Annotated in this window: 20 protein-coding genes; 17 read left to right on the top strand and 3 right to left on the bottom strand. The window is 64.5% G+C overall.

Annotated elements, in window-relative coordinates:
* The first annotated feature begins 419 nt into the window (after positions 1-419).
* Positions 420-776, top strand: a complete 357-nt coding sequence (locus tag FJ956_RS10250) for a hypothetical protein (protein WP_246672241.1) — start codon at positions 420-422, stop codon at positions 774-776.
* A gap of 35 nt (positions 777-811) precedes the next feature.
* On the opposite strand, the gene FJ956_RS10245 is transcribed toward FJ956_RS10250, so the two are convergent.
* Positions 812-1,924 carry a lactonase family protein gene (locus FJ956_RS10245; protein WP_140684747.1) on the bottom strand — a complete coding sequence of 371 codons (1,113 nt, stop codon included), beginning with the start codon at positions 1,922-1,924 and terminating at the stop codon, positions 812-814.
* A 202-nt stretch (positions 1,925-2,126) separates the two neighbouring features.
* Here FJ956_RS10245 and FJ956_RS10240 point away from each other — a divergent pair, with 202 nt between their 5' ends.
* The 8 genes from FJ956_RS10240 (at position 2,127) to FJ956_RS10205 (ending at position 9,656) form a co-directional block, all read left to right on the top strand.
* Positions 2,127-2,678 (top strand): MaoC family dehydratase, encoded by a 552-nt coding sequence (locus FJ956_RS10240; RefSeq protein WP_140684748.1) that lies wholly within the window; start codon positions 2,127-2,129, stop codon positions 2,676-2,678.
* 3 nt (positions 2,679-2,681) lie between these two features.
* Positions 2,682-3,842: a CaiB/BaiF CoA-transferase family protein gene (locus tag FJ956_RS10235; RefSeq protein ID WP_140684749.1), complete on the top strand. Its 1,161-nt coding sequence runs from the start codon at positions 2,682-2,684 to the stop codon at positions 3,840-3,842.
* Between the two features lie 20 nt (positions 3,843-3,862).
* Positions 3,863-4,990 (top strand): extracellular solute-binding protein, encoded by a 1,128-nt coding sequence (locus FJ956_RS10230; RefSeq protein ID WP_181170408.1) that lies wholly within the window; start codon positions 3,863-3,865, stop codon positions 4,988-4,990.
* Positions 4,991-5,016: 26 nt separating this feature from the next.
* Entirely contained in the window at positions 5,017-6,201 is a 1,185-nt protein-coding gene (locus FJ956_RS10225; protein ID WP_140684751.1) for a substrate-binding domain-containing protein, read from the top strand.
* 79 nt (positions 6,202-6,280) lie between these two features.
* Positions 6,281-7,018: an ATP-binding cassette domain-containing protein gene (locus FJ956_RS10220; protein ID WP_140684752.1), complete on the top strand. Its 738-nt coding sequence runs from the start codon at positions 6,281-6,283 to the stop codon at positions 7,016-7,018.
* The gene (locus tag FJ956_RS10215; protein ID WP_140684753.1) at positions 7,011-7,748 is read left to right on the top strand and encodes an ATP-binding cassette domain-containing protein; all 738 of its coding nucleotides are present in this window, start codon (positions 7,011-7,013) and stop codon (positions 7,746-7,748) included. Before FJ956_RS10220 ends, FJ956_RS10215 begins: the two co-directional genes overlap by 8 nt.
* Positions 7,745-8,686 carry an ABC transporter permease gene (locus FJ956_RS10210; protein WP_140684754.1) on the top strand — a complete coding sequence of 314 codons (942 nt, stop codon included), beginning with the start codon at positions 7,745-7,747 and terminating at the stop codon, positions 8,684-8,686. The genes FJ956_RS10215 and FJ956_RS10210 overlap by 4 nt, the downstream gene beginning before the upstream one ends.
* Before the next feature lie 4 nt (positions 8,687-8,690).
* The gene (locus FJ956_RS10205) at positions 8,691-9,656 is read left to right on the top strand and encodes an ABC transporter permease (protein WP_140684755.1); all 966 of its coding nucleotides are present in this window, start codon (positions 8,691-8,693) and stop codon (positions 9,654-9,656) included.
* 3 nt (positions 9,657-9,659) lie between these two features.
* On the opposite strand, the gene FJ956_RS10200 is transcribed toward FJ956_RS10205, so the two are convergent.
* Positions 9,660-10,496 carry an amidohydrolase gene (locus tag FJ956_RS10200; protein WP_140684756.1) on the bottom strand — a complete coding sequence of 279 codons (837 nt, stop codon included), beginning with the start codon at positions 10,494-10,496 and terminating at the stop codon, positions 9,660-9,662.
* 169 nt (positions 10,497-10,665) lie between these two features.
* On the bottom strand, positions 10,666-11,454 hold the full coding sequence (locus tag FJ956_RS10195; protein ID WP_140684757.1) for an IclR family transcriptional regulator: 789 nt from the start codon (positions 11,452-11,454) through the stop codon (positions 10,666-10,668).
* 165 nt (positions 11,455-11,619) lie between these two features.
* Between FJ956_RS10195 and FJ956_RS10190 the strand changes: the two genes are divergently transcribed.
* The 8 genes from FJ956_RS10190 (at position 11,620) to FJ956_RS10155 (ending at position 18,899) form a co-directional block, all read left to right on the top strand.
* Positions 11,620-12,936: a sugar ABC transporter substrate-binding protein gene (locus FJ956_RS10190; protein ID WP_140684758.1), complete on the top strand. Its 1,317-nt coding sequence runs from the start codon at positions 11,620-11,622 to the stop codon at positions 12,934-12,936.
* Between the two features lie 120 nt (positions 12,937-13,056).
* A complete protein-coding gene (locus FJ956_RS10185; protein ID WP_140684759.1) occupies positions 13,057-13,953 on the top strand; it encodes a sugar ABC transporter permease in 897 nt (298 codons plus the stop codon).
* A 2-nt stretch (positions 13,954-13,955) separates the two neighbouring features.
* Positions 13,956-14,822 carry a carbohydrate ABC transporter permease gene (locus FJ956_RS10180; protein ID WP_140684760.1) on the top strand — a complete coding sequence of 289 codons (867 nt, stop codon included), beginning with the start codon at positions 13,956-13,958 and terminating at the stop codon, positions 14,820-14,822.
* A 4-nt stretch (positions 14,823-14,826) separates the two neighbouring features.
* Positions 14,827-15,924, top strand: coding sequence for a sn-glycerol-3-phosphate ABC transporter ATP-binding protein UgpC (gene ugpC, locus FJ956_RS10175; RefSeq protein ID WP_140684761.1), 1,098 nt, complete (start codon positions 14,827-14,829; stop codon positions 15,922-15,924).
* A gap of 1 nt (position 15,925) precedes the next feature.
* Positions 15,926-17,038 carry a mandelate racemase/muconate lactonizing enzyme family protein gene (locus tag FJ956_RS10170; RefSeq protein WP_140781961.1) on the top strand — a complete coding sequence of 371 codons (1,113 nt, stop codon included), beginning with the start codon at positions 15,926-15,928 and terminating at the stop codon, positions 17,036-17,038.
* A gap of 10 nt (positions 17,039-17,048) precedes the next feature.
* The gene (locus FJ956_RS10165; RefSeq protein WP_140680826.1) at positions 17,049-17,378 is read left to right on the top strand and encodes an L-rhamnose mutarotase; all 330 of its coding nucleotides are present in this window, start codon (positions 17,049-17,051) and stop codon (positions 17,376-17,378) included.
* Entirely contained in the window at positions 17,371-18,444 is a 1,074-nt protein-coding gene (locus FJ956_RS10160; RefSeq protein WP_140680709.1) for a Gfo/Idh/MocA family oxidoreductase, read from the top strand. The genes FJ956_RS10165 and FJ956_RS10160 overlap by 8 nt, the downstream gene beginning before the upstream one ends.
* Before the next feature lie 8 nt (positions 18,445-18,452).
* On the top strand, positions 18,453-18,899 hold the full coding sequence (locus tag FJ956_RS10155) for a MaoC/PaaZ C-terminal domain-containing protein (protein WP_140680711.1): 447 nt from the start codon (positions 18,453-18,455) through the stop codon (positions 18,897-18,899).
* Positions 18,900-18,907: the final 8 nt, after the last annotated feature.

The following is an 18,907-nucleotide window of genomic DNA, read 5'->3' as shown; positions in this document are numbered from 1 at the left end:
ACGCGGGGCTTTGGCGGGAGTTCCAGCATCATGCCCCGCGACGGAGCGTCGATGGATGCTTGCAAGTGGAGATATCGTCCCTGGGAAAGCCGCTCCAACGGAAGCGAAACGCAGGTCGTATCCGCAAAACAAGCGCCCGAGGAAATCCCTATGCCGGTGGCCGCAACTAGGCTAAGGGGCTTCCTGTCAGAGGGATGCTTATGAGAATTCCGACTTTGGGTGGGAATCTGGCGCAGGGACCTGTTCGCTCCGGTCTGCTTGCGCGACAAAACAATCTCTTGCCGATGCTTTGCATTGCGGTCGCGCTTGCTGCTTGTCAATCGACTCCAGACACACAGCCTGTTGCTGGCTCGCAACCTGTTGCTGACCCGCAACCCGCTCCGGCCGCTGCTCCCGCTCCTGCTTCGTCGAGTTCGGCTGTGCTGGATGAGGCGGCTGCGGTCGTTCCCCCCGGCAAGGGCGTTCCGGCCAGATACGCCGCATTCTCCGGCATATGGGCAGGGCAGCTCAACGGCATGTATGACGGCAAGCTGGCGGTCCTGACCGTGTCTTCAGGCGGGCAGGTGACGGTCAGCTACGCATGGGGCGACCTGGCCGACAACAAGCCGGGTGTCGCCGACGGCTCCGGCAGGATCGTCGGCAACACGTTGAAGCTCGGACGTCTGCCGAACGGCGCCGACATCACCGCCACGATGCCGTCGCCGGGAACGCTCAACGTCACCTACGCGCTTGCCGGCCAGACCTATACCGGCTCGTTCGCCCGGGTCGGCCAGTGAGCAGGGTCAATCGCTAAGAACTCCGCTCGCTAAGATTAGGATTGAAGCGGGTCCTCGACGATTCGCACGCACATCGGCGTTCCGATTTCGATGGCATGGCCGGTGTCGGTCAGCCGGCCGCTCGTATCGTCGCGAGCGAAGATCGAGATCCGGTCGGCATTCTGGTTGGCCGAAAACAGGTGCTTGCCGGAGGGGCTGAGCGCGAGGTTGCGCGGCGTCGCGCCGCCGCAAGGCGTGAAATCGACCGGATCGAGCTTTCCCGACTGCTGATCGACAGCAAAAATGGCGACACTGTCATGGCCTCTGTTGGAGCCGTAGACGAAGCGCCCGTCGGGCGAGATCTGGATGTCGGCGCAGTGATTATGCGCGCGAGCCTCTCCTGGAACCGCCGGCTTGGTGTCGATCGGCTCGAGCCGACCTGAGGATTGGTCGAGCGCCAAGGAGACCACCGTCGAGTCCAGCTCATTCATGACGAAGACGAAGCGGCCGTTAGGATGCAGCGCGACGTGACGCGGCCCGGCACCGGGCGCGAGCGCCGAGGAAGCGAGCTTCACCAGCGTGCCGTTGGGCTCTATCCGGTAGGAGACCAGCTGATCGATGCCGAGATCGGCGACGATGGCAACGCCGCCCTCAACGGTTTCGGTGACGCTGTGGGCATGCGACCGCTCCTGCCGGTCGGCGTTGGGGCCGGTGCCGGAATGCGCCACGCTCGCCAGCGGCGCGGTCAGGCCGCCGTCGGCCGCGAAGCCGAACACGGCGACCGCCTTGTCGGGGCCGCCGCTTCCCATGCCGTAATTCGCGACCAGCAGCTTGCCGCCGTCGCGGGTGATCGTGTTGTGCGCGGCGATGCTGCCAAGCGACGGCTGCTTGTTGATATAGACGAGTGAATTCGTGGCGCGCTCGAAGCGATAGGCCGTGACCGTTCCCTCGCGCCAGGCGAAGACTTCCGAATTGGCATAGATGCGCGTCCCGTCCGGCGTCACCGACAGGAAGGTCGGGTTGTCGACCTCGTCGGTCTCGGCAAGCTTTTGCACGGCAAGCGTCGCCTCGTCGAAAGCGTAGACGCCGAGGCCGACGCCGCGCGCGCCCTGGAAATAGGGAGCCTCGCGGTTGAGGCTGCCGACAAAGACAAGACAGGCGCTTTGCATCGATCTTCCTCCCATCGCCGGCGCTGCTGCGCTCGTGCCGGCTGTCAAAAATTTCGCCGATCATCGCTTGCAAGGCAATCCCATATGTGAAAATATTATTCACAAAAGAAAATTGACGGGAGGAAAGCGACATGTGTCTCGCCATCCGGCATCGTGCCCGGAACCGCCTTGCAGGCCGCGCCGGAAGCTTCCGGAGAGGATCATGAGCGCATTCGCGCCGACCGTCGGCGTCGCCTCGACTCATCCTGCCGACATGCCTGAGGCGCATGCCGATATCCCCGTCTGGAATTCGGAAAACTGGTTCTACGAGGACTGGCAGGTCGGCCACAGAATCCGCTCGCTCCGCCGCACCATCGCCGAGGGCGAAAGCCATATGTTCAATGCGCTGGTGCTGGACATCCATCCTTACGTGCAGGACCAGATGTTCGCCGAGAAGGAAGGCATTTTCGGCCGGCGGCTGGTGGCGGGCGCCTTCGTCTTTTCGGCCGGACTCGGCCTGGTCGCCACCAATTGCATCAACGCCTTTTCCTATGGCTATGACAAGCTCAGATTCATCAAGCCGGTCTTCATCGGCGACACCATCTATTCGATCCGAACCAACCTCGACAAAAAGCCGCGCTACCAGGAGATGGGCCTGATCCGCGCCAGCTATGAAGTCTTCAAGGGTGAAGGAGAGCTGGTGCTCTACTGCGAGCATCTGCAGACGGTGAAATACAAGAACCCGGCCGATTTCGTCGGCAAGACCGAGAAGTGAACCGTGGCCGCTGACAAAGAACTTCCACTGACCGGCCTCGTCGTCATCGACATGAGCCAGTTCCTGTCGGGACCCTACTGCTCGCTGCGCCTGCTCGACCTTGGCGCGCGCGTCATCAAGATCGAGCGGCCCGATGGCGGTGACCTGTCGCGCCGGCTCTATCTCAGCGACACCGAGATCGGCGGCGATTCCACCATTTTCCACGCCATCAACCGCGGCAAGGAGAGCCTCGCCGTTGATCTCAAGAACGAGGCCGATCTCGCCATGCTGCGCGCGCTGATCGCCAGGGCCGACGTGCTCATCCAGAATTTCCGGCCGGGTGTCATCGAGCGGCTCGGCCTCGACTACGAGCATGTGAGAACGATCAACCCCCGGCTCGTCTACGCCTCGATCAGCGGCTATGGCGAGGACGGTCCCTGGGTCAAGCGCCCGGGGCAGGACCTGCTCGCCCAGGCTCGTTCCGGCGTGATGTGGCTGAACGGCGACGAGGAGCAGGGGCCTGTGCCGTTCGGCTTGGCGATCGCCGACATGCTGGCGGGTGCGGCCTGCGCGCAAGGCATCCTCGCCAAGCTGGTGCGGCGCGGCATCACCGGTGAGGGCGGCCATGTCGAGACCAGCCTCCTCGAGGCGCTGATCGATTTCCAGTTCGAGGTGCTGACCACGCATCTCAACGACGGCCGTCGCCTGCCGAAGCGCTCGTCCTTCCGCAGCGCCCACGCCTATCTGTCGGCGCCCTACGGCGTCTATCCGGCCAAGGACGGCTATCTGGCGATTGCGATGACGCCGATCCCGAAGATTGCCGACCTGCTCGAACTGCCCGAGCTCGACCCGTTCCGCGACAAACCGGCGACCTGGTTCACCGCCCGCGACGAGATCAAGGCGATCGTCGCCAGGCGCATCGGGCAAAAGACCATCGACGAATGGCTGGCCATCCTCGAGCCCGCCGATGTCTGGTGCGCCAAGGTGCTGACCTGGCCGGAACTGATGGAAAGCGACGGCTTCAAGACGCTCGACATGCTGCAGACCGTGACACGCGAGGACAATGTCTCGGTCCTCACCACCCGCACGCCGCTGCGTGTCGACGGCGCCCGTGCCAGAGTGGATCGAGCCGCCCCTCGTATCGGCGAGCACAGCGAGAAAATCCGCGCGGAGTTCGGCCTGTGAGCGGTGTTTCTTTGAAAGGCATGACCTGGAGCCATCCGCGCGGCTACGACCCGATGGTGGCGTGCTCGGCGCTCTGGAAGGAAAAGACCGGCGTCTCGATCGAATGGGAAAAACGCTCGCTGCAGGATTTCGAGTCCTTCCCGGTGGAAGAGCTCGCCCGCGCCTATGATCTGATCGTCATCGACCACCCGCATGTCGGCCAGATCACCGCCGAGAAATGCCTGGCACCGCTCGATGTGCTTGGACGCGAGGCGGACCGTGAAGCGCTCGCACGGGCAAGCGTCGGCCGATCCTATCCGAGCTACACCTGGCAGGGCCGGCAATGGGCATTCCCGATCGATGCCGCGAGCCAGGTTCAGGCCTGGCGGCCGGATCTGATCGAAGTCGCGCCGGCGATCTGGACCGAGGTGCTGGCGCTTGCCGAGCAGGGCCGGGTGCTCTTGCCGCTCCGGCCGCCGCATTCGCTGATGTGCTTCTACACATTGGCCGCCGATCTTGGCTTGCCCTGCGTGGTCGACGGCTCGGCCGACCTTGTCGACGACGAGACCGGCGAAACCGCCTTTGAGATTCTGCGCGAGATCGCGGCGCTCGTCGATCCCGCATGCCTGACCATGGACCCGATAGCGGTGTTTGAAAGGATGGCGGAAGCCAATTCCCGCATCGCCTGCGCGCCACTGATCTACGGTTATGTTCCCTATGGGGTGGCGGGTTTCCGACCGCGCCGTCTTGCCTTCGCCGACATGCCGGTCGCCGGCGGCAACGGCCCGATCGGCTCGGCGCTTGGCGGAACCGGTATCGCCGTCTCGGCCTTTTCCGCCGCGCGCGAGGCGGCGATCGACTTCGCCTACTGGATCGCCAGCGGCGACGTGCAGCGCGGGCCTTACGCAGCCGCCGGCGGCCAGCCCGGCCATGCCGCGGCTTGGGAGGACGATGCCGTCAACGCCGCGACCGGCGACTTCTATCGCGACACGAGGGCGACGCTCGAAGGCGCCTGGGTCCGCCCGCGCCACGACGGCTACATGGCGTTCCAACAGCGGGCTTCGGACCGCATCAATGAAGGCCTTGCCGGCAGGCAGGACGCCGGCCATGTCGTCGCCGACATCAATCGCCTGTTCAGGGAAAGTTTCGTGCCGGCCGCCGCCGGCTAGTTTCTGGTGCACCAAGGGAGGAAAAAATGACCAGCCTGATACGCGGCCTGCTCGCCGCAACCGCCATAGTCTCGATTCCGTTCGCCGCCCATGCCGCCGACGTGAAGTCGGTGATCGACGGCCTGCCTGTCGATCTCAAGGCGCAGTACGACGGCGCGCCGCAGAAAGTGCTGCCCTCGGCCTGGGATAATTTCACGCCGCCGGCCAAGCCGTGGAAGTGGTGCCACTCGGAAAGCTACCAGGGCAACCCGTGGCGCGTGTCGGTCACCAAGGAGCTGAAGCGGCTGGTCGAGGGCCTGATCGCCGACGGCACGGTGTCGAGCTTCGAAGTGTCGGATTCGAACAACGACCCGAGCCAGCAGATCAACCAGATCCGCGCCTTCATCGACAAGAAATGCTCGATCATCACCTCGATCCCGGGCTCGGCGACAGCGCTCGACGATGCGGTTGACGCCGCAGCCAAAGCGGGCATCCCCTTCATCACCGCGGCGGGCTCCATCACCAGCCCCAATGCCATCAATGTCGATTCCAACTATGCCCGCTGGGGCTATGACATGATGACTGCGATCGGCAAGTCAAAGCCCGACGCCAGCGTGCTGGTCGTCGAAGGCATCGCCGGCCATCCGATCGTGGTCCAGGAAAAGCAGGGCGCCGACAAGGCGCTTGGCGAGAACAAGGGTCTCAAGGTCGCGCGCAGCGTCAACGGCAACTGGACGGCCAACGTCACCAAGACCGTGGTGTTGCAGGCTATCGCCACCAATCCCGCGCCGATCGACGCGGTCTGGACGACCGGCAGCGAAAGCCGCGTCGTCGCCGAAGCCTTCGCCGAAGCCGGCCGGCCCGCGCCGCTGATCACCGGCTCGATCACCGGCGACGCGCTCGGTTACTGGAAGGCCAATCCCGACAAGTACCGCTTCGAGGGCCATGCCGTGCTGCCGGGCTGGACGGCGCAGACGCTGTTTCGCGTCGGCGAGCGCATGCTCGACGGCCAGAAGCCGAAGCTCAACACGCTGCTGATCCCGATCCCGCCGGTGCACGCCGCCGAGCTCGACAAATGGTACAAGGACTGCATGACGCCGGATGCCGTTTCGGTCTTCCCGGTGCCGCCGACCGACCCGATGCCGGAGGACGTGCTCGACGCCTATTTCGCCAATCCCGCGCCGACCAAGGGCTGGGATTATTCCAAGGTGCCGGACGCCTGCGCCAAGTGATGTCAAGCGAAACCGGCCCTCGCTGAGGCGTGTCTCAACACACCTTAAAGGGCCGGCTTCTTGGTTTTTGGAAAGACACATGCTCGAAGTCCAAGGCGTTTCCAAACGCTATGGCGAAACCGTCGCGCTGGCCGAGGCGTCGATCGCCTTCCGTCCCGGCACGATCCATACGATCCTGGGCGAGAACGGCTCGGGCAAGAGCACGCTGGTGAAGCTGTTGTCCGGCATCGTCCAGCCGGATGGCGGCGCGATCCTGCTCGACGGCAAGGCGTTTTCCGGCACGCAGCCGGCCGCCTTCCAGGCCGCCGGTTTCGCCACCGTCTTCCAGGAGGTGCTGGTCGCGCCCGATCGTTCGGTGACCGACAACATCCTGCTCGGCCTTGACGGCCTTTGGCGACGCGGCGTGCCGCGTGGCGAGCGACGCGCCAGGGCGCAGGCCGCACTCGGCCGCTTCGCGGTGACGCCGATCGATCTCGACCGGCCATGCGGCGAGCTGCCGCTTGCCGCGCGACAGCTTGTCGTGCTTGCCCGCGCCGTCATTCGCAACCCGCGTGTCCTGATCCTCGACGAGGTGACGGCGGCGCTCGATTTCGCCGACCGCGAGTCGGTCTTCGCGCTGATGCGCGCGATGGCCGCGGCGGGCACGCTGATCCTGTTCATCACCCACCGCATGGACGAGGTGATGGCTTTGTCCGACCGCATATCGATCCTGCGCGCCGGCCGCGTGGTGAAGACCGGGGAGCGCGGCGCCTCGAGCCCGGCCGAGCTTCTGGCCGCGATGGCGCCGCAGACTGCCGCGGAGCTGGCGCATGGCTGACGCAAAGGCTCTTCGTGTGCGCGACCTTGTCATCGCTCCCGGTGTCGATCCGATCAGCCTGACGATCGCGCCAGGCGAGATCGTCGGTCTTGCCGGGCTCGACGGCCATGGCCAGGAACGCTTCCTGCGTGCGCTGGCCGGGCTCGAGCGGCCGGTCGCCGGCGAGATCGCCGTCGACGGCAAGGCAGGGTCGATCGCCAGCTTCCGCAAGGCCGTCGCCGGCGGCATCGCCTACCTGCCGCGCGACCGCCGTTCGACCGGCATTTTCCCGACGCAGTCGGTGCTCGACAATTTCGCCATCTCCACCGTGTCGAACGACCGCCGCTTCGGCTTCTTGAGCTTCGCGGCACGCCATCGTCGCTATGAAGCCTACAGGCAGAAACTCGGCATCGTCGCGCCGCGTCCGGATGCGGCCATAACGACGCTGTCCGGCGGCAACCAGCAGAAGGTGCTGCTCGCCCGGGCGCTGGCGCTGGAGCCCAGCTTCCTTCTGCTCAACGATCCGACGCGCGGCGTCGACGTGGCGACCCGTCATGTGCTTTACGACGTCTTCCGTGGCCTCGCCACCGAGGGCATGGCCCTGATGATCCTGTCCAGCGAGATCGAGGAGATATTGCTTCTTTGCCACCGCGTGCTGGTGTTCCGCGAGCAGCGCGTGTCGGCCGAGTTCTCGGGCGCGGAGATGACCACCGATACCGTGATCGCCGCCATGTTCGGACGCGCGGCATGAACCCGGTCCTTCGCAAGCTGCGTGGCGTCGGCTTCGCCGCTGTGATGCTCGTCGTCCTGCTCATGCTCAACGTCGCGCTCAATCCGGCGCGCTTTCAGCCGTCGTCCTGGGGCACGCTGCTCGGGCTGGCCGCACCGCTGATCGGCGCGGCCGTCGCCTCGGCGCCCGTCATCCTGGCGGGACGCGGCGGCATCGACATCTCCGTCGGTCCGCTAATGGGCTTCGTCAATGCTTTGGTCATCCAGGTACTGTTCCTCAATCTCGGCGTCTCGTCGCCGTGGATCATTGTTCCGGCAGCCCTGCTGGTTGGCGCGGCGGTCGGCGCAGCGAACGGTGTGCTCGCCACGATCCTGCGCATTCAACCGATCGTGGCGACGCTCGGCACCTATCTCATCCTCACCGGCGTCACGCTCACCATCCTGCCGGCGCCCATCGGTCCGGCGCCGGACTGGCTGAAGGCGATGGCCGGGCCGCTCTCGGTCGTGCCGCTGGCGCTGATCGGCCTGTGCTGGCTGCTCATCCGCCGCACGCCCTATCATGACCTGCTGATGGCCGTCGGCAGCGATGACCGCGCCGCCTATACCGCCGGCGTGCCGGTGACCCGGGTACGGCTCATCGCCTATGTCCTGACCGGGATCTTCGCCGCTTCCGCCGGACTGATGCTCACCTCGCTGATCGGCTCGGCCGACCCCAATATCGGCCCGACCTACACGCTGATTGCGATCGCCGCCGTGGCGCTCGGCGGCGTCAGCCTCGCCGGCGGGCGCGGCGGGCTAGGTGGCGCCGCGATCGGCGCCATCGACATTTTCCTGCTGCAGAGCCTGCTCACCACCTTCAACGTCTCGACCTATGTGCTGCAGATTGCCTATGGCCTGATCCTCGTTATCGCCGTGGTGCTGACGGCGGTGCAGGAACGGCTGTCGAGGCGGAAAGGCTGACCGGATGACAAGCAACTGGTTGCAGTCCACCAACGCCCGCATCGCCGGCGCGTTCCTGATGGCGCTGCTGTTGCAGATCGTCGGCACGCTGCTCATCCCCGGCTACTCGGCGCCCTTCGCGATCCGCGCGCTGCTGGTCATCGCCTCGCTGCTGGCGGTCGCTTCGATCGGCCAGACGCTGGTGGTCATCCTCGGCGGTATCGATCTTTCCATTCCCTTCGTCATCGGCTTCGCCAATGTCGTGGCGGCGCAGCTTTACGGCCAGGGCTGGAACTTCACGCTTGTCTGCGTACTTGTCGGGATACTTGCCATCGCGATCGGCGCGCTGAACGGGCTGATCTCGCGCGGGCTCAACATCCATCCGCTCATCGTCACGCTCGGCATCGGCATGATCGTCCAGGGCGCCGTGCTGCTGTGGACCGGCGGTTTTCCATCCGGCTCGGCGCCGCAGGCCGTGTCCAGCTTCGTCTCGATCGGCGGCTCGGTCGGCCCCTTGCCCGTGCCCTTGCTGGTGCCTTGCCTCGTCGTTCTGACGGCGCTGATCGTGCTGGTGCTTGCCCGCACGCCCTACGGGCGCCGGCTCTACGCGGTCGGCAGCAACCCGGAGGCAGCGCCGTTGGCGCTGATCGATCCGCTGCGCATGTGGGTCGTCACCTATGCGGCCAGCGCCTTCTTCGCGGCGGTCGCCGGCGTGTTGCTGCTCGGCTTCACCGGCTCGGCCTATGGCGATGTCGGCCAGCCCTATCTCTTCCAGACGATCGCCGCCGTCGTGGTCGGCGGCGCAGCACTTGTCGGCGGTCGCGGCAGCTATCTCGGCACCATCGCCGGCGTCCTGGTGTTGACCGAAATAAACACGCTGCTGATCGGTCTCGGCTTCCGGCCGTCGACGGTGCAGGCCGCGCTCGGCCTAGTCATCCTGCTTCTGGTCTCGCTCTACGGCCGCGAGCGCCACGTTCGCACGACGATCTGATTTCTATAGCCGCCACAACCGGCGCGCATTGCCCGAAAACAGGCGCGACCGCTCCGACTCGCTCGTGCCGGCCAGCAGTGCATGCGTGGCTGCAACCCAGGTTGTCAGTCCGCCGCCCAGCGTGCAGACCGGCCAGTCGCTGCCCCAGATCACCCGATCCCAGCCGAAGCAGCGGATCGTGTGCTCGACATAGGGCCGGAGCGTCTCGACGGTCCAGGTCGCCGGGTCGGCATAGGCGACGACACCGGAGATCTTGGCTGTGACGTTCGGATGCTTGGCGATTGCTTCCATATGCTCGCGCCACGGATGCTCGGCATTGCCCTTGATATCGGGCACGCCGCAATGGTCGAGAACGAACTGGACGTCGGGCGCGAGGTCGGCAAGCGCCATCGCCTTCGGGATCTGATGCGGCAGCACCACAAGATCGAAGGTCAAGCCGGTTCCGGCCAGCCGCTTGATGTTCTGGCGAAACAGCGCGCCTTCGGAGAGATCGTCCGGAACGACGTGCAGCACGCGGCGGAAACCCTTGACGAACGGCTCGGCCTTGACCGTTTCCAGATAGGCTTCGAAACCGGCCTCCTCGGGCCTACAGGAGGCGATCGCTCCGCGAAGCAGGCTGCCCGCCTGGCCGGCGATCGACTTCACATGCGCCGTCTCGGCGGCGATGTCAGCCGGGTCGACATCGACCTCCATATGCAACACGGCTTCGATGCCGCAGCGCCGCGCGTCGGCGGCATATTCGGCATAGGAGAAATCGCGGTTCAACGCCGGCACGCCGGCCAGCCACGGATAGCGAAGCGCGCCCTGGTCGATGAGGTGCAGATGCGTGTCGATGATCATGGCGGCGTATCCTCCGTGGCCCGGAGAATGATCCCGAAAAGTTGCAGACTTTTCGGATAAGACCATGCTCCAAAAAACAAAGCGTTAGAGCGGGATGACCGGCTGCCTTTGAGTTTCATCCCGCCCTAAGACACTATCTCGCCGAAAAATCCATTATTCAAATAAGAAATTAGGACGATTGCGGCACATCGGATCCGGCGAGCTGCGAGAGCCTGCCGGCGGCGCCTTGCAGATGCCGGATCGTCAGCGTGATGTCCGGCGCCATGGGTGCGTTGACTAGCGTGATATAGGGAATGGTCAGCGCCGCGATGGCCCTGCCGTCCGGCCCCAGAACCGGCGTCGAAAGATTGTAGACGCCGGCGGTCTGCAGCGACGCCATCATCTCGTAGCCGCGGTCGCGCACCTGGTCGAGGCGGGCGAAGAATTCCGGCGTCAGGTTGAGATGCTCGGTGCTCTGCAGATGCTCGGCGATCATCATCTTGCGCTCCTCAGGCGAGCGGAAGGCAAGCAGCACATGGCCGGAACCGGTGTCGAACAGGCTGATATGCGAGCCGACGCGGATCGAAATGCCCCAATAGCGCGGCGCTTCCTGCTGCGCGATGACCACGGCCGCGCCGCGGTCGAACACCACCAATTGATTGGCCTGCCATGATGTTTCGGCCAGTTCCCGCATGATCGGCGTCGCATAGGACACCAGCCGCCGCACCGGGGCATGCAACTGCGCCAGCCCGAACAGCTTGAGCGTCAGCGAATAGCGGTCGCCGTCGATCTTGGTGACATAGCCGCGCCGCACCAGCCGGTCGAGCATCCGGTAGAACTCGTTCGGGCTGCGGTCGAGCCGCTTGGCGATCTCCGCCTGCGTCAGCCCTCCGTCCACGCTCGACAACAGCTCGAGAATATCCAGCCCCTTGTCGAGCGCCGGCGCGCGGTAGCGGTCCCCGTCTTCTTCCTCTGCCACCTACCCCTCCAGTGAATTTAGATCTGCATATATGCATGAACTTCATTCGGCGGGAAGCATAATCGGCTTGACCCGGGAATGAAAATGCTATTTGCATATGAATGAAGCTTGAACGATCGGCTGCGCATCCGGCGGGCCTTCGCCGCAGGCTGTTGGGAGGAGAACATGACGAGACTGGTTCTAGGCATTTCCGCCGGCCTGGCCGGCCTGCTGCTGAGCGGCACGGCGTTTTCGGCCGATCTGCCCGGCAAATTTCCGGGCGTGACGATCGACGCCAAGCTGATCGGCGGCCAGCAATATGAGAAGCTCTACGAGCGCATTCCCGAGTGGGAGAAGCTGACCGGCGCCAAGGTCAACATCCTGTCGAAGAAGAACCACTTCGATCTCGACAAGGAGATCAAGTCGGATATCGCCTCCAACTCGATCACCTGGTGCGTCGGCTCCAACCACACCTCGTTCGCGCCGCAATATCCTGGCATCTACACCGATCTCGCCAAGCTGTTGCCGAAGGAAGAGATCGATGCCTTCGTCCCGGCCAACGTTGCCGCCGGCACGCTGGACGGCAAGCTGGTGATGCTGCCGCGCGCCCAGTTCGACGTCTCGGCGCTCTACTACCAGAAGAGCCTTTACCAGGACGAAGCCAAGAAGAAGGCCTACAAGGACAAGTATGGCGAGGAGCTGGCACCGCCGGACACCTTCGACGAGATGGCGCAGCAGGCGGAATTCTTCGCCAGCCCGCCCGATTTCTACGGCACGCAATATGCCGGCAAGGAAGAGGCGATCAACGGCCGTTTCTACGAGATGGTGATCGCCGACGGCGGCGAATATCTCGACAAGGACGGCAAGCCCGCCTTCAACTCCGAGGCCGGCGTCAAGGCGCTCGACTGGTTCGTCAACCTCTACAAGGCCAAGGCCGTGCCGGCCGGCACCACCAACTACCTGTGGGACGATCTCGGCCAGGGCTTCGCTTCGGGCACGGTGGCGATCAACCTCGATTGGCCGGGCTGGGCAGGCTTCTTCAACGACCCGAAGTCGTCCAAGATCGCCGGCAATGTCGGCGTCAAGGTCCAGCCCAAGGGTTCGTCCGGCAAGCGTTCCGGCTGGTCCGGCGCTCATGGCTTCTCGGTGACCGAGAACTGCGCCAACAAGGAAGCCGCCGCTTCGCTGGTCTGGTGGCTGACCAACGAGGACAGCCAGAAGCTGGAAGCCGCGGCCGGCCCGCTGCCCACCCGCACCAAGGTGTGGGAATGGGACCTCGAGCAGGCGAAGTCCGATCCATACAAGACCGAAGTGCTGCAGGCCTTCCAGGAAGCCGCCAAGAACGCCTTCCCGGTACCGCAGACGCCGGAATGGATCGAGATATCCAACGCCGTCTATCCTGAGCTGCAGGCCGCCATCCTCGGCGACAAGACGTCGAAGCAGGCGCTCGATGAGGCTGCCGCCAAGGCAACGCAGATACTCCAGGACGCCGGCAAGCTCTAAGCTTCCGCGCCTTCGCAACCGCCTCCCCTGTCAACCGGGGAGGCGGCCGCGTGGGCCGGTGCAAATCCCAACCTCGGCCTGGCCGGGGCTGGATCATCTCACTTCGCTCGCAGGGTACCGATGAAGGGCTTCAAGCCATCCGCGCCGATACTGCTTCTGCTGCCGGCCTTCGTCGTGTTGGCGGCGGTGGTGCTCGTGCCGCTGCTTTTGTCGCTCTATTCCAGCTTCACGCCGTTTCGCCTGACCCGGCCCGAGACCTTCTTCGTGCTGATCGGCTTCAGGAACTACGTCTCGATCCTGAGCAATCTGGACTTCTGGTACGCCTTCGGCAGGACGGTGCTTCTGCTCACCGTCGCGCTCAACCTCGAAATGCTGCTTGGCCTCGGCCTGGCGATGCTGGTCGAGAAGGCGACGCGCGGCCAGCGCATCCTGCGTACGCTGATGATGTTTCCGATGATGTTCTCGCCGATCCTGGTCGGCTTCCAGTTCAAATTCATGTTCAACGACAATATCGGCCTGGTGAACAACGCGCTGCAGTCGTTGGGCATCACGCAGGACGCCATACCGTGGCTGATCGAAAGCCATCTCGCCTTCATCGCCATCTCGATCGCCGAGATATGGTCGTCGACCTCGATCTTCGCCATCCTGATCCTTGCTGGGCTACTCGCCATGCCCAAGGAGCCGATCGAGGCGGCGCGCGTTGATGGCTGCACGCCCTGGCAAACCTTCCGCTATGTGACCTGGCCGTTCGTCATGCCCTTTGCCTACATCGCCATGACGATCCGCTCGCTCGACGTGGCGCGCGCCTATGACATCGTCAAGATCATGACCGACGGCGGCCCGGCCGGCCGCACCGAGCTGCTGTGGACGCTGATCGGGCGCACCGCCTACAGTGATGCGCGCATGGGCCTCGCCAACGCCATGGCCTATTTCTCGATCCTGCTGTCGATCGCCTTCACCGTCTATTTCTACAACAAGCTCGCCGCGGCGCGCGCGCAGATCGGCGCGGAGTGGTGACGATGGACGAGAACGCCTCCGCCCGCCTGATGCGCCGCGCGCTGACCGTCGCGCACCGCGTCGGCCTGTTCCTCGCCATGCTCCTGATCTGCATGCCGGGCATCTGGATCGTGCTGTCGTCGCTGAGGCCAACGGTCGAGATCATGGCCAAGCCGCCGGTCTGGATCCCGCAGCAGCTCTCCTTCGACGCCTATGTCGCGATGTTTAGCGGCATCGGCAAGGGCGGCATCCCGGTGCTCGACTATTTCCGCAACTCGCTGATCATCTCGGTCACCTCGACGGTGATCGCGGTGGCCATCGGCATGGCCGGCGGCTATGCCTTCGCGCGCTACCGCTTCCGCGGCAAGTCCGGCATGTTCCTCGGCCTGATGCTGACGCGCACCGTGCCCGGCATAGCCATGTCGCTGCCGCTGTTCTTCGTCTATGCGCGGCTCGGCATCATCGACACGCATTTCGGCATGATCCTCGCCTATGTGGCGTTGAACATCCCTTTCACCATCTGGCTGATCGACGGCTTCTTCCGCCAGGTGCCGAAGGACCTCGCCGAGGCCGCGCAGATCGACGGCTGCACACGCTGGCAGGCCTTCTGGCAGGTCGAATTCCCGCTGGCCCGGCCCGGCATCGCGTCGGCCGGCATCTTTGCCTTTCTCACCTGCTGGAACGAGTTCGCTCTGGCCTCACAGCTCACCCGTTCCGTCAATTCCAAGACGCTGCCCGTCGGGCTGCTCGACTACACGGCCGAGTTCACCATCGACTGGCGCGGCATGTGCGCGCTGGCCGTGGTGATGATCATCCCGGCGCTGACCCTTACCTACATCGTCCAGAAACACCTCGTCGGCGGCCTCACCTCCGGCGCGGTGAAAGGTTGACTTCATGGCGACGGTTTCGTTGAAAAAGCTCACCAAGCGCTACGGCAACATGGAGATCGTGCACGGCATCGATCTCGACATCGCCGACCGCGAATTCATCGCGCTGGTTGGTCCATCCGGCTGTGGCAAGTCGACGACCTTGCGCATGATCGCCGGCCTCGAGGACATCAGCGGCGGCACGATCGACATCGGCGGCCGCGTGGTCAACGACCTGCCGCCGCGCTCGCGCAACATCTCCATGGTGTTCCAGTCCTATGCGCTCTACCCGCATATGACGGTGCGCGAGAATCTCGGCTTCTCCTTGAAGATCGCGGGTGCGGCCAAGGACGACATGGACCGGCGCGTTGCCGAAGCCTCCGCCATTCTCGGCCTCGACGAACTGCTCGAGCGCCGTCCCTCGCAGCTCTCCGGCGGCCAGCGCCAGCGCGTCGCCATGGGCCGTGCCATCGTGCGAGATCCCGATGTCTTCCTGTTCGACGAGCCGCTCTCCAACCTCGATGCCAAGCTGCGCACGCAGATGCGCACCGAGATCAAGAAGCTGCACGCCAAGGTCAAGTCGACGGTCATCTACGTCACCCACGACCAGGTCGAGGCGATGACGCTCGCCGACCGCATCGTCATCATGCGCTCCGGCTATATCGAGCAGGTCGGCACACCGGACGAGGTGTTCAGCCGGCCCGCGACCCACTTCGTCGCCGGCTTCATCGGCTCGCCGCCGATGAACCTGCACGAGGCGACGGTGAGCGACGGCAAGCTTGTTTTCAGCGGCGGCGACAGCCTACCTCTGCCCGGCCAGTTCAAGTCGAACACGGCGGCCGGCGACAAGGTCGTGTTCGGTATCCGTCCCGACGATTTCTATCCGACCGGCCACGGCCTGAGCTCCGGCGGCGAAACCGAAGTCCACCGCGTCGAGCTGCCGGTCAGCATCACCGAACCGCTCGGCAACGAAACGCTGGTCTTCGCCGAGTTCAACGGCGCCGACTGGGTGTCGCGCATGCTCAATCCCAAGCCGCTGAAAGCCGGCGACCGGATCGGCATGAGCTTCGATCTGAGCCGCGCGCATCTGTTCTCCGCCGAAACCGGCAAGTCGCTGAGGAACTGACATGGCGAAAATCGAGAAAATCGAACTGCGCATGGTCGACCTCGTGCCGAAGGTGAGGCGCACGGACGCGATCCAGAGTTTCGTCAGCCAGGAGACGCCGATCGTCACCATCACCGATTCCGATGGCGCGTCTGGCACCGGCTACAGTTATACGATCGGCACCGGTGGCTCCTCGGTGATGCGGCTTCTCGCCGACCATCTCGCACCGCGCCTGATCGGCCGCGACGCCGACCAGATCGAAGCGATCTGGCACGATCTCGAATTCGCCACCCACGCCACCACCATTGGCGCCATCACCGCGATCGCGCTGGCTGCGATCGACACGGCGCTTTGGGATCTGCGGGCGAGAAAACAGAACCTGCCGCTCTGGAAGCTTGCCGGCGGCGCCAAGGACCGCTGCCCGCTCTACACCACCGAAGGCGGCTGGCTCCATATCGAGACGCAGGCATTGGTGGACGATGCGCTGGCTGCGAAGGCACAAGGCTTCACCGGCTCGAAGGTCAAGATCGGCAAGCCGCACGGCTCCGAGGACGTCGCGCGGCTCTCGGCGGTGCGCAAGGCGGTCGGCGACGGCTACGAGATCATGACCGACTGCAATCAGGGCTTTTCCGTCGACGAGGCGATCCGCCGCGCCGAACGGCTGCGCGAGCTCGACCTCGCCTGGATCGAGGAGCCGCTGCCGGCCGACGACATCGACGGCCATGTGCGGCTGTCGAATTCGACGCCGACGCCGATCGCTGTCGGCGAGTCGCTCTATTCCATCAGGCACTTTCGCGAGTATATGCAGAAAGGCGGCTGCAACATCATCCAGGTCGATGTCGGTCGCATTGGCGGCATCACGCCCTGGCTGAAAGTGGCCCATGCGGCGGAGGCCTTCGATATGCCGGTCTGCCCGCATTTCCTGATGGAGTTGCATGTCAGTCTGGTCTGCGCCATCCAGAACGGCAAATATGTCGAGTATATTCCGCAGCTCGATGAGTTAACGGGCGCCAAGATGCGCATCGAGGATGGCCATGCGCTGGCGCCCAATGAGCCCGGCATCGGTATCGACTGGGACTGGGACGCCGTGAAGGCAAGAAGCATCGCCGAATTCACCACGGCGATCATGAAATAGGAGGCGGATGATGCAGCGCATGGGAATGGTGCTGGGCTTAAAACCCGAGAAGGTCGAGGAATATGTCCGCCTGCACGCTGCTGTCTGGCCTGACGTTCTCGCCATGATCTCGGCCTGCAACATCAAGAACTATTCGATCTACCTGAAGCGGCCGGAGAACTTGCTTTTCTCCTATTTCGAATATCACGGCATCGACTACGCCGCCGATATGGCCAAGATGGCTGCCGACCCGAAGACGCAGGAATGGTGGTCGGTCTGCATGCCTTGCCAGGAGCCGCTGCCGACCCGCAAGGAAGGCGAGTGGTGGGCGTCGATGGACGAGGTCTTCCATCATGACTGATGCCTTCGATCCGGCATCGCTGGCGCAGTCCTGGCCGAAACCCTCGAAGCCGCGTCCGATCGTCACCTTCGGTGCCGGCTCGATCGTCGGCGACGCGCATTTTCCCGCCTACCGCAAGGGCGGCTTCCCGATTTCCGGCCTCTACGATCCGGACCAGGCCAAGGCGCGGAAGCTCGCCGAGACATGGGGCGTCACGGCGTTCCGTTCGGTCGAGGAAGCGGCCGCCGTGAAGGACGCGATCTTCGACCTCGCGACGCCGCCGGGCCGGCACGCCGAGGTGCTCAAGGCCCTGCCGGACGGCGCGGTGGCGCTGATCCAGAAGCCGATGGGCAACTATCTCGGCGAGGCGACCGAGATCCTCGAAATCTGCCGCGCCAAGCACCTGAAGGCCGCGGTCAATTTCCAGCTCCGTTTCGCGCCAATGATGCTGGCGCTGAAGGACGCCATCGCCAAGGGCTGGCTGGGCGAGGTCGTTGATTTCGACGCGCTTCTGGCGCTCGATACGCCCTGGCAGCTGTGGGAATTCCTGCTGAAGGCGCCGCGCGTCGAGATCGCCATGCATTCGATCCATTATCTCGACCTGATCCGCCAGCTTCTCGGCAATCCGCTGGGCGTGCATGCCAAGACGCTTGGCCATCCCAACCACAAGGTCGCGCAGACCCGCACCAGCGCCATACTCGACTATGGCGACACCGTGCGTTGCGGGCTGTCGATCAATCACGACCACAAATTCGGCCGCCGCTACCAGGCCTGCGAATTCCGCATCTGCGGCACGGAAGGCGCGGCTTACGTCAAGCTCGGCCTCAATCTCGACTACCCGCGCGGCGAGCCCGATATTCTGGAAATCCATCCCAAGGGCGGGTCGGACTGGGTCAGCGTGCCGCTCGCCGGCGAATGGTTCCCCGATGCCTTTGTCGGCCGCATGGCCAATGTCCAGCGTTTTGCTTCCGGCGAGGACGCCGAGCTTGTCAGCTCCGTCGAGGACGCCTGGCACACCATGGCGCTGGTCGAGGCCGCCTATAAATCGAGTGCCGCGCCGGCGACGCCGCTTGCCGAAAAGCCGTAAGGCCGGACATGGAACAGACCATCTATTTCGAGGACTACGAGATCGGCTCCTCGCGCCTCACCAGCGGCCGAACCATCACCGAGACCGATTTCGTTGTCCATGCCGGTCACACCGGCGATTTCTTCCCGCATCACATGGACGCCGAGTTCATGAAGACGACGCCCTTCGGCCAGCGCATCGCGCATGGCACGCTGGTCTTCTCGGTCGGCGTCGGCCTGACGGCGAGCGTCATCAACCCCGTCGCCTTCTCCTACGGCTACGACCGGCTGCGCTTCATCAAGCCGGTTTTCATCGGCGACACCATCCGCACGCGCACCACCATCGCCGCCAAGGAGGACGACCCGAAACGGCCAAACGCGGGACGCGTCATCGAGCGTGTCGAGGTCTTGAACCAGCGCGACGAGGTCGTGCTGGCGGCGGATCACATCTACATCGTCGAGCGACGGCCGGGCTGAAAGACGGA

The organism is Mesorhizobium sp. B2-4-3 (assembly GCF_006442815.1).
Lineage (GTDB): Bacteria > Pseudomonadota > Alphaproteobacteria > Rhizobiales > Rhizobiaceae > Mesorhizobium.
This window is presented reverse-complemented; position numbering and strand designations above follow the sequence as displayed.